The following is a 12,307-nucleotide window of genomic DNA, read 5'->3' as shown; positions in this document are numbered from 1 at the left end:
CGATTCAGATCGGCGGCAGTCATACTGAGGGCCACTTGACTGCGCGCAAGGGCGGCCCGAGGGCCGTGGCCTGCGCCAGCTGTATGCCGATCGGGAAGGTCACATGAGTACCTCACGTCCGAAGACGCGAGCCCAGGCCAAGGCCGGCCAGGCCCGCCGCGCCAAGGCAGCCAAGGCGGCCCAGCCCAAGGGTGGCGCCGGCAAGCGGTGGGCCAAATGGCTCGGCATCACGGCGCTGGCGGGGTTCCTGCTCCTCGCGATCGGCTTCTTCGTCGCCTACTCGATGATCGACGCACCCAAGCCGAACGACCTGGCGGCTGCCCAGGCCTCGATCATCTACTACGCCGACGGCAAGACCGAGATCGACCGGATCAGTGAGGTCAACCGCGAGTCCGTGCTGCTCAAGCAGGTGCCCAAGGCAGTGCAGGAGGCCCACCTGGCTGCGGAGGACCGCAACTTCTACCAGAACTCCGGGATCAGCCCGACCGGCATCCTCCGTGGTGCGTGGACGACCCTGCGCGGCGGCACCGCCCAGAGCGGGTCGACGATCACGCAGCAGTACGTCAAGAACTACTTCCTGACCCAGGACCAGACCCTGTCGCGCAAGGGCAGGGAGATCATCATCTCCATCAAGATCGCCAAGCAGCAGTCCAAGGACCAGATCCTCGAGAACTACCTCAACACGATCTACTACGGCCGCGGGGCGTTCGGCATCCAGACGGCGTCGAAGGCCTACTTCAACAAGGACGTCTCCAAGCTGACCCCGTCCGAGGGCGCACTGCTCGCGTCGGTCGTCAAGGGACCGTCCTTCTTCGACCCCGGTCTCGGGGACTCCCAGAAGGCCAACGCCGAGGCCCGCTGGAAGTACGTCATGGACGGCATGGTCACCGAGGGCTGGCTGACGCCTCAGGCGCGGGCCGAGGCGACGTTCCCGAGCAAGTCCTTGGTGAAGTACGCGCCCAACAAGAATGCTGCCGGACCCAACGGCTTCATCACCGACGCCGTCAAGCGTGAGCTGAAGGCCAAGCTCAAGCTCACCGACACCGACATCGACAAGGGTGGCTACCGCATCGTCACCACGATCGACCAGAAGGCGCAGAAAGCCGCGGTCGACGCCGTCAAGGCCCGGATGCCCAAGGGCAAGGGCACGTCCTCGCTGCGGGTCGGGCTGACCTCGATCAAGCCCGGCGACGGAGCCGTGGTCGCGATGTACGGCGGTGCGGACTACCAGAAGGAACAGTTCAACACCGCCACCCAGGCCACCATGCAGGCTGGGTCGACGTTCAAGATCTTCAGCCTGCTGGCCGCCCTGTCCCAGGACAAGCCGATCAGCACCAAGACCAAGTTCGACGGCCGGAGCCCGCAGTACTTCAAGGAATTCGAGGACTCCAAGGCCAAGACCGATTTCCTGCGCCGCGGGGGTGTCCGCAACTTCGGGCCGGGCTCGGGCGAGCAGTTCGGCAACATCGACCTGCGCACGGCCACCGGCCACTCCGTCAACACCGTCTACGCGCAGCTCAACATCAAGGTCGGGCCCAAGGCCACGCGCGACGCCGCGGTCGCAGCGGGTCTCCCGGAGAAGGGCCTGGGAACCAACTACGCCAACGTCCTCGGCACGTCGCACGTGACGGTGACGGACATGGCCAACGCGTACGCGACGATCGCGTCGCAGGGCACCAGGGTGACGCCGTACTACATCCGCACCGTGAAGGGTGGACCCGGCGACCTGAGCTACAAGGCCAAGCCGGTCAAGAAGGCGGCCTTCGACAAGGACGTCATGGCCGACACCGTCGATGCGATGGAGCAGGTCGTCAAGGACGGCACCGCCGTCTATGCCCAGAACCTCGGCCGCCCGGTTGCCGGCAAGACCGGCACCACGACCGACAACAAGGCGGCCTGGTTCGACGGGTTCACCCCGCAGCTGGCCACCGCGGTCGGCATCTACAGCACCGGCCCCAAGGGCGAGGAGCTGTCGATGAACGACGTCCCCGGCGTCGGGGAGCTCACTGGCGCGACCGTGCCGCTGCACATCTGGACCGACTTCATGACCGCAGCGCTCAAGGGCCAGAAGGTCGTCGACTTCCCCAAGCGCGCCGGCCTCGGTGACGACCAGGTGCCTACCCCGACACCGACGACCACGACCACGACGACGACCACCACCACGACGACCCCGCCGACGACCACGACGACGACGCCCACCCAGACCAAGACCAACGGCACCGGCAAGCCGACGGCCACCATTCCGGCGCCGACGACGATCACGCTCGGCGCCGGCGGACCACCCCCGACGACACAGTGACCGGGCCGTACGACCAGGCGCCGGCCGTCGCGTCGACGTCGGACCTGTTGCCCAGTGGTGCGCTGGCGGTCGCCGGCGGGCCACTGGGCCGGCACGCCTCGGCCCGGGCGGTCTCGTGGGCCGCCACCGTCGTGCCGCTGCTCGTCGCCACGGCTGCGACCATGGCGCTATCGGTGGCGGAGCGCGCCCACTGCATCCAAAAGGGCTGGAGCGGCTCGGACCAGTTCTGGCACGCCTGCTTCTCCGACCTGCCGGCGCTCTACCAGCTGGGCAACCTCGACGACGGCCTGGCGTCCTACCTCGGTGGCGACGGCGCACGGGCCGACCACCCGGTGCTCACGGGTTCGGTAATGGCCTGGGTGGGAGGTCTGGTGCCGGACGGGTCGTTCCTCGACCAGACCCGGTGGTACTTCGCCCTGTGGGCACTGCTCGGCACGGCCCTCGCCGTCGCCATCGTCTACCTCACCGCCGCCTCCCGGCCGCTGCACTCGACGAACGCGGCGCAGGTCGCGCTCAGCCCCGTGCTGCTGCTCACGGCGATGCTGTCGCCCGACATCTTCGGCGTGGCCCTGGCCAGCGCCGGCATCTGGGCCTGGAGCCGGCGCCGCCCCGCGCTGGCCGGCGCCCTGCTGGGTCTGGCTGTCGCCGCCCGCACCTACCCCGCCCTCATCCTCCTCGCGCTGGTCGTCCTGGGGCTGCGCACCGGTCGCCTCGAGGCGGTCGGCCGGACCCTGGTGGCCGCGGCCGGGGCCGTTGGCGTGGTCCTGCTGCCGTTCCTGGTCGCGAACCCGGGCGCCATCGTGGTCCCGTACGAGAGGTGGTGGGACAGCGCGGCCGGTCTGGGCTCCGTGTGGATGGTGCCCGATCTGGTCGGTCATCCCCTGCCGAACGGAGCCAGCACCCTGCTCGCGGTGGTCGGCCTGGTGCTGGCGGTGCTGACCGGCGCGCTGTTCGCGCTGAGCACCCGACGTCGGCCCACGCTGGCCGAGGTCGCCCTCGTCCTCGTCGCCCTCGCCCTCCTGTCAGGCAAGACCTTCCCGGTGCAGTCCTCGCTGTGGCTGCTGCCGCTGGTGGCGCTGTGCGGGCTGCGCTGGCGGGACCACCTGCTGTGGGCAGGGGCCGAGGCCCTCCACTTCGTCGCCGTCTGGCTCTACGTCGGCGGCCTGTCCAAGCCCGACCGGGGTCTCCCGGCCGGGTGGTATGCCGTGGCCCTCGCCTTGCGCGTCGTCGCCGTCGGCTACCTCGTCTGGCGGGTCTGGCACACCGCCGCCCAGCGCGCCGAAGCCCCCGAGCCCTCCCCCGAACTGGCGCCTGACGCGGCATACCCCGACGCCGGGAGTCTGAAGGATCACCCGGGTCTGGGTGCGGACGATCCTTCAGAGTCGGCGGGCAACGAGGACTCTGACGCGGTGGTGGACGAGCTCGCGGGCGACTTCACCGACGCCCCCGACCAGCTGCTCGTCCGCCTCGCCTAGCGGGCCGACGACGACATATTCGCTGCGCTGCGACGAAGGAGTGGCGCAGGGAGGAGTGGGCCCAAACCAGGCGGGCCGACCTGCAACCTGAGCACCCCAGGGGGCGCCCAGGTTGCAAGAGAAGTAGTGCCTGTGGATGACGATTCGGCGTTGTCCGTGCGGGCCGGTACTCTTTGTCAGGTTCCCCAGCGGCGCGCCTCGACGGTGCTTTCGCAGGGGATCGCACTGCAACCCTCCTGTCACGGAAACGCCGTGACCGCCATAGACCAAAGGAGGCGGGTTATCAGCATGCGTCAGTACGAACTCATGGTCATCCTCGACCCCGAGCTCGACGACCGGACCGTCGCGCCGTCGCTCGACAAGTTCCTCACCGTCGTCACCAAGGACAAGGGCACCGTCGACAACATCGACATCTGGGGCCGCCGTCGCTTGGCGTTCGAGATCAAGAAGAAGGCCGAGGGCATCTACGCCGTCGTCAACTTCACCGCAGAGCCGGCCACGGCCAAGGAGCTGGACCGTCAGCTCGGCCTCAACGAGTCGGTCATGCGCACCAAGCTCCTGCGCCCCGGCGCCTGAGCTGCACCGATCTGAATCTGTTCACTGAACTGAATTCGTTCCACTAGCTCCACCGACCTGACCCAAACGAACAGGGGACCTGCTCCATGGCTGGCGACACCATCATCACCGTCATCGGCAACATCACCGGCGACCCTGAGCTGCGCTTCACCCCCTCGGGTGCTGCCGTCGCGAACTTCACCGTGGCCTCGACGCCGCGGCAGTTCGACCGGCAGTCCAACGAGTGGAAGGACGGCGAAACGCTGTTCATGCGCTGCTCGGTGTGGCGTGACGCGGCGGAGAACGTCGCCGAGTCGCTGCAGCGGGGCACTCGCGTGCTCGTCACCGGTCGCCTGAAGTCTCGCTCGTACGACACCAAAGAGGGCGAGAAGCGCACCGTCATGGAGCTCGAGGTCGACGAGGTCGGCCCCTCCCTGCGCTACGCCACGGCGAAGGTCAACAAGACCCAGCGCGGCGGAGCAGGCGGCGGCGGCTTCGGCGGCTCCGGTGGCGGCCAGGGTGGTGGCCAGGGTGGCTCGCAGGAGGACCCGTGGGCGACCGGTCCGTCCGGTGGCCAGCAGTCCGCTCCGCAGTCGGCACCCCAGGGTGGCGGCCAGCAGGGTGGCGGGTGGGGCGGCGGCGCGCCGTCCTACGACGAGCCCCCGTTCTGATCAGTCACAGACACAGATCACTCGGTATACCGGGTGGTGAGCTTCCGCAGGGGAGCCGGCCACGCGGCATACCCACCGCTTGAACAGCTTTTTCTTTGAAGACGTGAAACACACCATCCCTGGGAGACCAGGGCTCATCCGCTGAGACTCTCAGCAGAAGGAGAGCACCACGATGGCCAAGCCCGTTGTGCGCAAGCCCAAGAAGAAGGCCAACCCGCTGAAGGCGGCGAAGGTCGAGAACATCGACTACAAGGACACTGCGCTGTTGCGCAAGTTCATCTCCGACCGCGGCAAGATCCGCGCGCGTCGGGTGACCGGTGTGTCCGTCCAGGAGCAGCGACTCATCGCCACCGCGGTCAAGAACGCCCGCGAGATGGCGCTGCTGCCCTACTCGAGCTCGTCCCGCTGAGCTCGGGCGCTAGGAGGATCTGAACCATGAAGGTGATTCTGACGCACGAGGTCTCGAGCCTCGGCAACCCCGGTGACGTCGTCGACGTCAAGGACGGCTACGCCCGCAACTTCCTGTTCCGCCGTGGCTTGGCCACCGCGTGGACCAAGGGTGGGCAGAAGCAGGTCGACTCGATCAACAAGGGCCGTGAGGTCCGTGCGATCAACTCCCTCGAGGAGGCCAAGTCGATCAAGGGCAACCTCGAGAACAAGGCCGTCAAGGTCGTGGCCCACGCTGGTGACTCCGGTCGCCTGTTCGGTGCCATCTCGACCGCCGACATCGCCGCTGCCGTGAAGGCGGCCGGTGGCCCGGAGCTCGACAAGCGCAAGATCGAGGTCACGACCCCGATCAAGTCCGTCGGCAGCCACGAGGCGCTCATCCGCCTGCACCCCGAGGTGCAGGCCAAGGTGACGCTCGACGTCGTCGCCGGCTGACCCAGCCGCTCAATCACGAAGGCCCGGCTCCCGCTGCACGCGGGGCSGGGCCTTCGTCATGCTGGAGGTGTCAGCTGCCGTATAGTGCGCGAACGCCGGCGCCGTCGCTGGCCTGGAACTGCAGGTTGGTCGAGCCGCCGTTGCACTGCGGGTAGTGCATGATCGAGGAGCTGTCGTACGGCGTCAGGGGACGCCAGTTGTTGTCCTCGAAGCAGGTGCCGGCCTCGGGGCGGGTGTGCTCGTGCCGGAAGCCGAGGGTGTGGCCGAGTTCGTGGCCGAGGATGTTGGCCGGGGTCCAGGTGCCGGACGTCCAGATCGAGTCGTCGACGAGCACGTTGCGCGAGCGCTTGGCGGTGCTGGGGAAGAAGGCGCGCGCGATGTACTGCGTGGTCGACACGGGCTCCACCGAGAACAGCACCGAGTTGTTGCGGGTGTTGCAGTTGCCGTCCTGGGCCGGCACGTAGACGAAGTTCACCTTCGAGGAGGCTGCCTCCCACAGGCCGGCGCCACCGGCCATGGCCTGGACGATGCCGCTGTGGTTGGTCCCGAACTTCGTGCTCACGCAGTAGGTCAGGTTGGCGACCTGCGACGCGCTCCACTTGTCGTCGGCTCCGCCCACCGTGTTGACGATGAGCGAGTCGGAGTCGGTCCTCGGGGCCTTGGGGTCGACCATGCCGTCGTAGAACTTGCGCATCCCGCCGTTGCTGGCCTCGGGCTCGTCACCGTTGACGATGTACTGGCCGTCCAGGTCGACGTAGCTCGAGCCGAGGAACTCCTGGAAGGACGGGACCGCACCGGTCGTGGCGTCCAGAGGTGCACCGGAGGCCGAGGTGATGGCTCCGGTCATGGCGAACGCGGCGGCGGCGGCCGCCGCAGTCATGCGAAGTGGAGTGCGAGTCATGGGGTTTCTCCTCTTGGGCGTGCGGGCCCATGGTGGGGTTCGCTGCGGTGGCAGCCCGGCCAACGCTAGGAATCGGTGCCCCGGCACGGGGCCAGCGGATGCCCCCAAATCGGCATAGTTCCGGCCAAGGGGTGGTCAAGCGGGCTGACCAGGGGGCCTGTGGAAGCGGCCGCGACCGGGACTGGATGACGAGAACGACGGGCGCGTCGGGGCTGACTGCCGGACGCCGGGCGCGATGGCACCCCCAGGGGCGATGGGACAGAATCGGCGCATGACACCACGCGTGGCGATCGCGGCGACCGGACCGGCGTCTGCCGAGGCCGGCCTTGCCGCCGCCGCAGCCGGGGGCAATGCCGTCGACGCGGCTATCGCGGCCATGGTCTCGGCGATGACGACGGAGCCAGGGATCGTGTCGGCCGCGGGTGGTGCGTTCGTCAGTGTCTGGCCCGCCGGGGGCGACCCCGAGGTGATCGACGGCAACGTCGAGATGCCCGGGCGTGGGTTGGACCCGTCGCGGTTCGGGGAGGGGTTGCGTGAGGTCACCACCTCCTACGGCGGCGGCCTCACCTTGTATGCCGGCCACGGCTCGGTCGCGACGCCCGGCGCCTTCGCGGCCCTGGGGGTCGCCCACGACCGGCATGGCGCGGCGACGTGGCGAGACGTGCTGGCCCCCAGCGTCGCCGCGGCCAGGACGGGCTTCGTCATCGGTGGCGCGGCGGCGAGCTATCTCGCCATCACCGGGGAGGCGGTCTTCGGGTGGGATGAACACACGCGTCCGCTCGTGAGGGGAGCCGACGGCACCATCGTCATCGCCGGACAGCAAGCGACGAATCCCGACCTGGCCGACACGCTCGAGCAGATCGGCGCGGAGGGGGCTCGTTCGCTCTACACCGGCGACCTGGCCGCCCGGATTGCGGAGGACAGTGAAGCGCGCGGTGGCCTGGTCACCGCGGCCGACCTCGCGGCCTACCGGGCGGTGGTCCGCACGCCGTTGCGGCTCACCCTCGGTGAGTGGGACCTGGCGCTCAACCCCCCGCCCTCGGTGGGCGGACCCATGCTCGCGGTGATGCTGCGCGAGCTCGCCGCGGGCGGCTGGGACTGGTCGCGCATCGTCGAGATCCAGCGGCGCGTGCTGTCCTACCGCCACCAGGTGCACGACCTGTCCACCGATCTGGAGGAGGACGGCTACGCGCTGCTCGAGTCGGTCGACCGCAACGGGCTGGCCAGCCTGCCGACCTCGTCGTCGACGGCGCACATCTCGGCGGTCGACAGCGACGGCACGTTGTGCGCGATCACGGCGTCGAGCGGATACGGTTCCGGCGCAACGGTTCCCGGCACCGGCCTCATGCTCAACAACTGTCTCGGGGAGCCCGAGCTCAACCGGCTGGGGCTGCACGCGCTGGCGCCCGGCACGCGGCTCGCGTCCAACATGTCCCCGTCCGTCGCTCGTTCGCTGTCCGGCGGAGCGCTCGCGATCGGCAGCCCCGGCGCCGACCGGATCACGACGGCCCTGATGCAGGTGCTGGGTCGCTACTGCCTCGAGGGACTGCCGATGCAGGAGGCCATCGACGCGACCCGCGTGCACGTGCGCATCCTCGAGGACGGCACCGCCCGCGTGGATCACGAGGACGACGACGCCGTGTCAGCTGCGGTCGAAAGCCTTGGGCTGCAGTCGTTCTCGCACGGTTCGAGGTCGATGTTCTTCGGTGGCGTGGGAGCAGCTCGCCGGCTCCCGGATGGCACCCTCGACGCGGCCGGCGACCCCCGCCGTGAGGCAGCGACGCGCGTCTCCTGAGTCGGCCTGCCACGCGCCAGCCCTCGGACTTGTTGCGCGCAGATCGTCACTGGACCCCCTCAACAGAGGTCGCGTGACCACCAGCCGGCAACAAGTCGGGGCGCCCCGGACTTGTTGCGCCGAGATCGTCACTGGACCCCCGAACCAGGCGTCACGTGACCAATAGCCGGCAACAAGTCGGGGGGCAGCGGGCCAGGCCGCTCACGCAGCGTCGGGCGACCCCGCACGACTCAGGACTCGGCGGCCTGCCTGACGTCCGGCCAGCCACACCAGACCCAGCACCGTCGCCCCCGCGAACAGCGCGACGGCCTCATGCAGTCCGGCCCAGGCGGTGTTGCCCACCCCCGCGAGGAGAGCGAACAGCGCCCACGCAAGCCCGACGACGAGTGCTGGGCCGGTCCACGCCCGCAGCGATCGACGCGTGGCCAGGAGGACGACGACAAGCACCGCTGGAGCGATGGCCCAGAGCAAACCGGCACCCATGGCACTCACACCCAGCTCGTAGGACCGGTAATAGGCGTAGCCGGGTTCACCGAACATCACGGCCTTGTCCGGGCGGGCGAGCACTCCCAGGGCGACGGCGAGGGCAACGGTCGCGCCAGCCGCTCCGAGGGCGCTCCGCGAGGACTGGTGGATCGGGGTGTTCGCGGCGAGCAGTGCGAACAGAACCAGGACGGCCTTGAAGTAGAGCGGTGGCTCGAGCGTCTCAGTGAATGACGCCAGCAGCGGGCTGCTGGCGGCGAACACGGCGCAACCGAGGATCAGGCCCCGAGCGATCCGGCCCCCAGCGATCCGGCCGCGGCCGATCAGGACCAGCAGGCAGGCGCTCAGCCACAGTGCGTAGAGACCTACCCCGGTTCCCGGTGAGGGTGGCAGACGGGGCGACTCGTCGGGGGACGTGATCAGATCCGGCGCGAGAGCCGGTGCCACCCACGGGAGGAGCTCGCCGAGCACCAGGCTGGTCAGCGCCAGGGCTGCTCCCGACCACAGGGCGAGCACTGCCGTGCGCCGACGACCAGACTCGGACACCAGCTGGGACAACCGGGTCGCCAGTGCGTGCCTGGCCAGGTCCCAGGCTTCGGGCCCGGTCGGGTGCGTGCGCCCCTCCTCGAACGCCCCCTCCATCAGGACAGCGAGCACCTCCTCCTCGCGGTGCTCGCGCCAGCTGCGCGGGTAGCGGCTCAGCAGCCTGCGGTAACTGGCTTCCAGCGCGTCCACACTCGCCCGGTCAACGTTGGCGGTCATGCCGTCACCCCTCGCGCCCGAAGGGCACGGGCCGCGTTGTCAGCGTTGGCCCGCAGCCGGCGGGTCTCCTGCGCGAGAGTCTGCAGACCCTGGTCGGTCAGGTCGTAGTAGCGGCGCAGTCTCCCGTCGACCACCTCCTCGCCCGATGCCCGGACCAGCCCCTCGGCCTGCAGCCGGTCCAGGGCTGCGTACAACGTCCCGGCCCGCAGGGTCACCCGTCCGTCGGACCCTTCCGACACGGCGCGCGTCACGGCATACCCGTGCTTGGGACCTTCGGCGAGGGCGGCGAGGACGAGGAAGGTGGGTTCACGCATCGCGGATGTCGTCATGGAGCGTGACTATAGTACGACCATCGGTATATATAGAGGACTTGAGCAAGCTGGCGTCGGGCTGTGCAACGGCGCCAGCGCCCGGGGTCAGCGGGCGGCGCCGGTCACGGCCCACGCATCGCCGCGGATCCGCCACCAGAAGAAGCACGCCCTGATCGCCATGAACGCGGTGAAGACGACCCACAGGACGGTCACCGCCCGCGGCGCGCCGTGCGCCAGCAGCTCGTCACTCGTCGCGTGCACCCAGACGGCCAGCGGCAGGTAGAGCGCCAGCGTCGTCGCCATCGCCCCGGCCAGCCAGCGTCCGTCGCCGGCGCCGATGAGGACGCCGTCCACGACGAAGACGTAGCCGGCCAGGGGTTGACCGAGTGCGACCACCACGAGCGCGGCGGACAACGCCGACCGCACCGCGGGGTCGCTGGTGAACAGCGCGGGCAGCAGCGAGTGCACCGCCAGGACGACCAGCCCGAGGAGTGCTCCTCCCCAGATGCCCCACCGGATCATCGTGGTCGTCGCGGCGCGCGCCGCAGCGACGTCGCCGGCACCGAGCGCTTTGCCCGTGAGTGCCTGGGCCGCGATGGCCAGGGCGTCGAGGGCGAACGCGAGGAAGCTCCACACCGTCGCCGCCACCTGGTGCGAGGCCAGGGGGACGTCACCCAGGCCGGCCGCGACCCAAGTGGTGACGAGCAGGATCGCGCGCAGTGCCAGGGTGCGCACGAGCAGGGGTATGCCGGTCAGCGCGGCGCGCAGCACGCGTCCAGGATGCGCGTGGAGAGTGGCCCCCGCCTCGCGCGCGTGGCGCACCAGGACGGTCACGAGTCCGATCGCCATGCCGGTCTGCGCGATGACCGTGCCCCACGCGGATCCCGCTATGCCCCAGCCGAATCCGTAGACGAACAGGAGGTTGAGCACGACGTTGGAGGAGAACCCGGCGACCGATGCCACCAACGGTGTCCGGGTGTCCTGCAGCCCTCGCAGCACTCCGGTGGCGGCCAACGCCACGAGCATCGCGGGGATGCCGAGCGCCGAGATGCGAAGGTACGTCACGGCATACCCGATGGCGTCGTCGGAGGCACCGAAGAGGCGGCAGAGCGGCTCGGCACTGAAGGCGACGGCGACGGCGGTGGCCGCACCGAGGACGACCGCGAGCCAGGTGCCGTCGATGCCCGCTTCCAGGGCCCCCCTCTCACTGCCCGCGCCGATCTGGCGCGAGACGATCGACGTGGTGCCGTAGGCGAGGAAGACGAAGATGTTGGCAGCGGTGATGAGCGTGGCGCTCGCGACTCCGAGGCCGGCGAGCTGAGCGGTGCCGAGGTGTCCGATGATCGCGGAGTCGGCCAGCAGGAACAGCGGTTCGGCGACGAGGGCGAGGAACGCAGGGACTGCGAGGCGCAGGATGTCGCGGCTCTGCCCCGACCGTGCTCCCAGGTCCCTGCTCACCGCGCCACGCTAACGGTTGGCCGCCGGCCTATTCGGAGGTGGTCGCCCAGCGGTCGCGCACCCCGGCGACATAGGACTCGGCGTCGGCAGCCATGTCCACGTCGGCGGGCGCCATCAGCCACTGCAGCTGGAGCCCGTCCATCAGGGCGACGAACTGCCGCGCGATGGTCGCCGCGGGCAGGTCGGGTGCTGCGGTGCCGTCGGCCACCGCGTCCGACAGGGCGCGGGTGAGCGATTCGACGGCACTCGCGTGGTGCCGCCGGAGCCAGTCGTGGCCCGGGTGGCCGGCGTCGATCGCCTCGCCGGCCAGGCTGGTGAACAGACGGACCATCGCTTCCCGGCCGGCGTTGAGCCGCACCAGCTCCACCATGTCGTCGAGGACCTCCCAGCCCCGGGCGGGCGTCCCACGTCGGGCCGACAGGCTCGCGAGGTCGCGGAGATCACGCTCCTCCAGCACTGCCGCGAGCAGGTCCTCCTTGGTGGCGAAGTGGTGCAGCAGGCCGGTCTGGCTCAGGCCCGAGGCCGTCGCGATGGCGGTCATCGGCGTCGCGTGGAAGCCGCGCTCGGCGAACAGCTCAGCCGCAGACGCGACGATCCGTTCGCGAGTCTCGCCCGTTCCGGCCGCACCCTTGGGCCGGCCCCGCCCCCGCCGTGCGGTGCTCACCAGCGCGCCCTCGGTCGCGACCGCCCTGCCCCCGCAACACGGCGGTTGCTC

At 69.8% G+C, this 12,307-nt stretch carries 12 protein-coding genes; 7 read left to right on the top strand and 5 right to left on the bottom strand.

Going from position 1 to position 12,307, the window contains the following annotated elements:
- The first annotated feature begins 103 nt into the window (after positions 1-103).
- The 6 genes from AC1DYG_RS04930 to rplI all read left to right on the top strand — a co-directional run bounded on the left by AC1DYG_RS04930 (position 104) and on the right by rplI (position 5,882).
- Positions 104-2,299 carry a transglycosylase domain-containing protein gene (locus tag AC1DYG_RS04930; RefSeq protein WP_477638774.1) on the top strand — a complete coding sequence of 732 codons (2,196 nt, stop codon included), beginning with the start codon at positions 104-106 and terminating at the stop codon, positions 2,297-2,299.
- Positions 2,296-3,774 (top strand): glycosyltransferase 87 family protein, encoded by a 1,479-nt coding sequence (locus AC1DYG_RS04925; protein WP_477638773.1) that lies wholly within the window; start codon positions 2,296-2,298, stop codon positions 3,772-3,774. Before AC1DYG_RS04930 ends, AC1DYG_RS04925 begins: the two co-directional genes overlap by 4 nt.
- Positions 3,775-4,062: 288 nt before the next feature.
- Positions 4,063-4,350 carry a 30S ribosomal protein S6 gene (gene rpsF, locus AC1DYG_RS04920; protein ID WP_056921396.1) on the top strand — a complete coding sequence of 96 codons (288 nt, stop codon included), beginning with the start codon at positions 4,063-4,065 and terminating at the stop codon, positions 4,348-4,350.
- Positions 4,351-4,436: 86 nt separating this feature from the next.
- A complete protein-coding gene (locus tag AC1DYG_RS04915; protein ID WP_477638772.1) occupies positions 4,437-5,000 on the top strand; it encodes a single-stranded DNA-binding protein in 564 nt (187 codons plus the stop codon).
- Between the two features lie 172 nt (positions 5,001-5,172).
- Positions 5,173-5,409, top strand: coding sequence for a 30S ribosomal protein S18 (rpsR, locus tag AC1DYG_RS04910; protein WP_056884210.1), 237 nt, complete (start codon positions 5,173-5,175; stop codon positions 5,407-5,409).
- A gap of 26 nt (positions 5,410-5,435) precedes the next feature.
- Positions 5,436-5,882, top strand: coding sequence for a 50S ribosomal protein L9 (gene rplI / locus AC1DYG_RS04905; RefSeq protein ID WP_477638771.1), 447 nt, complete (start codon positions 5,436-5,438; stop codon positions 5,880-5,882).
- Between the two features lie 70 nt (positions 5,883-5,952).
- Here rplI and AC1DYG_RS04900 read toward each other — a convergent pair whose 3' ends face one another.
- Entirely contained in the window at positions 5,953-6,783 is an 831-nt protein-coding gene (locus tag AC1DYG_RS04900; protein WP_477638770.1) for a M57 family metalloprotease, read from the bottom strand.
- A gap of 271 nt (positions 6,784-7,054) precedes the next feature.
- Between AC1DYG_RS04900 and AC1DYG_RS04895 the strand changes: the two genes are divergently transcribed.
- Positions 7,055-8,578, top strand: coding sequence for a gamma-glutamyltransferase (locus tag AC1DYG_RS04895; protein ID WP_477638769.1), 1,524 nt, complete (start codon positions 7,055-7,057; stop codon positions 8,576-8,578).
- A 201-nt stretch (positions 8,579-8,779) separates the two neighbouring features.
- On the opposite strand, the gene AC1DYG_RS04890 is transcribed toward AC1DYG_RS04895, so the two are convergent.
- The 4 genes from AC1DYG_RS04890 to AC1DYG_RS04875 form a co-directional block, all read right to left on the bottom strand.
- Positions 8,780-9,823 (bottom strand): hypothetical protein, encoded by a 1,044-nt coding sequence (locus AC1DYG_RS04890; RefSeq protein WP_477638768.1) that lies wholly within the window; start codon positions 9,821-9,823, stop codon positions 8,780-8,782.
- Positions 9,820-10,152: a PadR family transcriptional regulator gene (locus tag AC1DYG_RS04885; protein WP_477638767.1), complete on the bottom strand. Its 333-nt coding sequence runs from the start codon at positions 10,150-10,152 to the stop codon at positions 9,820-9,822. Before AC1DYG_RS04885 ends, AC1DYG_RS04890 begins: the two co-directional genes overlap by 4 nt.
- An 87-nt stretch (positions 10,153-10,239) precedes the next feature.
- The gene (locus AC1DYG_RS04880) at positions 10,240-11,592 is read right to left on the bottom strand and encodes an MATE family efflux transporter (protein ID WP_477638766.1); all 1,353 of its coding nucleotides are present in this window, start codon (positions 11,590-11,592) and stop codon (positions 10,240-10,242) included.
- A gap of 28 nt (positions 11,593-11,620) precedes the next feature.
- Positions 11,621-12,256, bottom strand: coding sequence for a TetR/AcrR family transcriptional regulator (locus AC1DYG_RS04875; protein WP_477638765.1), 636 nt, complete (start codon positions 12,254-12,256; stop codon positions 11,621-11,623).
- Positions 12,257-12,307: the final 51 nt, after the last annotated feature.

The organism is Pedococcus sp. P1_H8 (assembly GCF_056405175.1).
This window is presented reverse-complemented; position numbering and strand designations above follow the sequence as displayed.

What these genes read in the sequence shown, in the direction of transcription:
- rpsF (WP_056921396.1), top strand. Translation starts at nt 4,063, where the DNA reads ATGCGTCAGTACGAACTCATGGTCATCCTCGACCCCGAGCTCGACGAC.
- rpsR (WP_056884210.1), top strand. Translation starts at nt 5,173, where the DNA reads ATGGCCAAGCCCGTTGTGCGCAAGCCCAAGAAGAAGGCCAACCCGCTG.
- AC1DYG_RS04900 (WP_477638770.1), bottom strand. Translation starts at nt 6,783, where the DNA reads ATGACTCGCACTCCACTTCGCATGACTGCGGCGGCCGCCGCCGCCGCG.
- AC1DYG_RS04885 (WP_477638767.1), bottom strand. Translation starts at nt 10,152, where the DNA reads ATGACGACATCCGCGATGCGTGAACCCACCTTCCTCGTCCTCGCCGCC.
- rplI (WP_477638771.1), top strand. Translation starts at nt 5,436, where the DNA reads ATGAAGGTGATTCTGACGCACGAGGTCTCGAGCCTCGGCAACCCCGGT.
- AC1DYG_RS04930 (WP_477638774.1), top strand. Translation starts at nt 104, where the DNA reads ATGAGTACCTCACGTCCGAAGACGCGAGCCCAGGCCAAGGCCGGCCAG.
- AC1DYG_RS04915 (WP_477638772.1), top strand. Translation starts at nt 4,437, where the DNA reads ATGGCTGGCGACACCATCATCACCGTCATCGGCAACATCACCGGCGAC.
- AC1DYG_RS04890 (WP_477638768.1), bottom strand. Translation starts at nt 9,823, where the DNA reads ATGACCGCCAACGTTGACCGGGCGAGTGTGGACGCGCTGGAAGCCAGT.
- AC1DYG_RS04895 (WP_477638769.1), top strand. Translation starts at nt 7,055, where the DNA reads ATGACACCACGCGTGGCGATCGCGGCGACCGGACCGGCGTCTGCCGAG.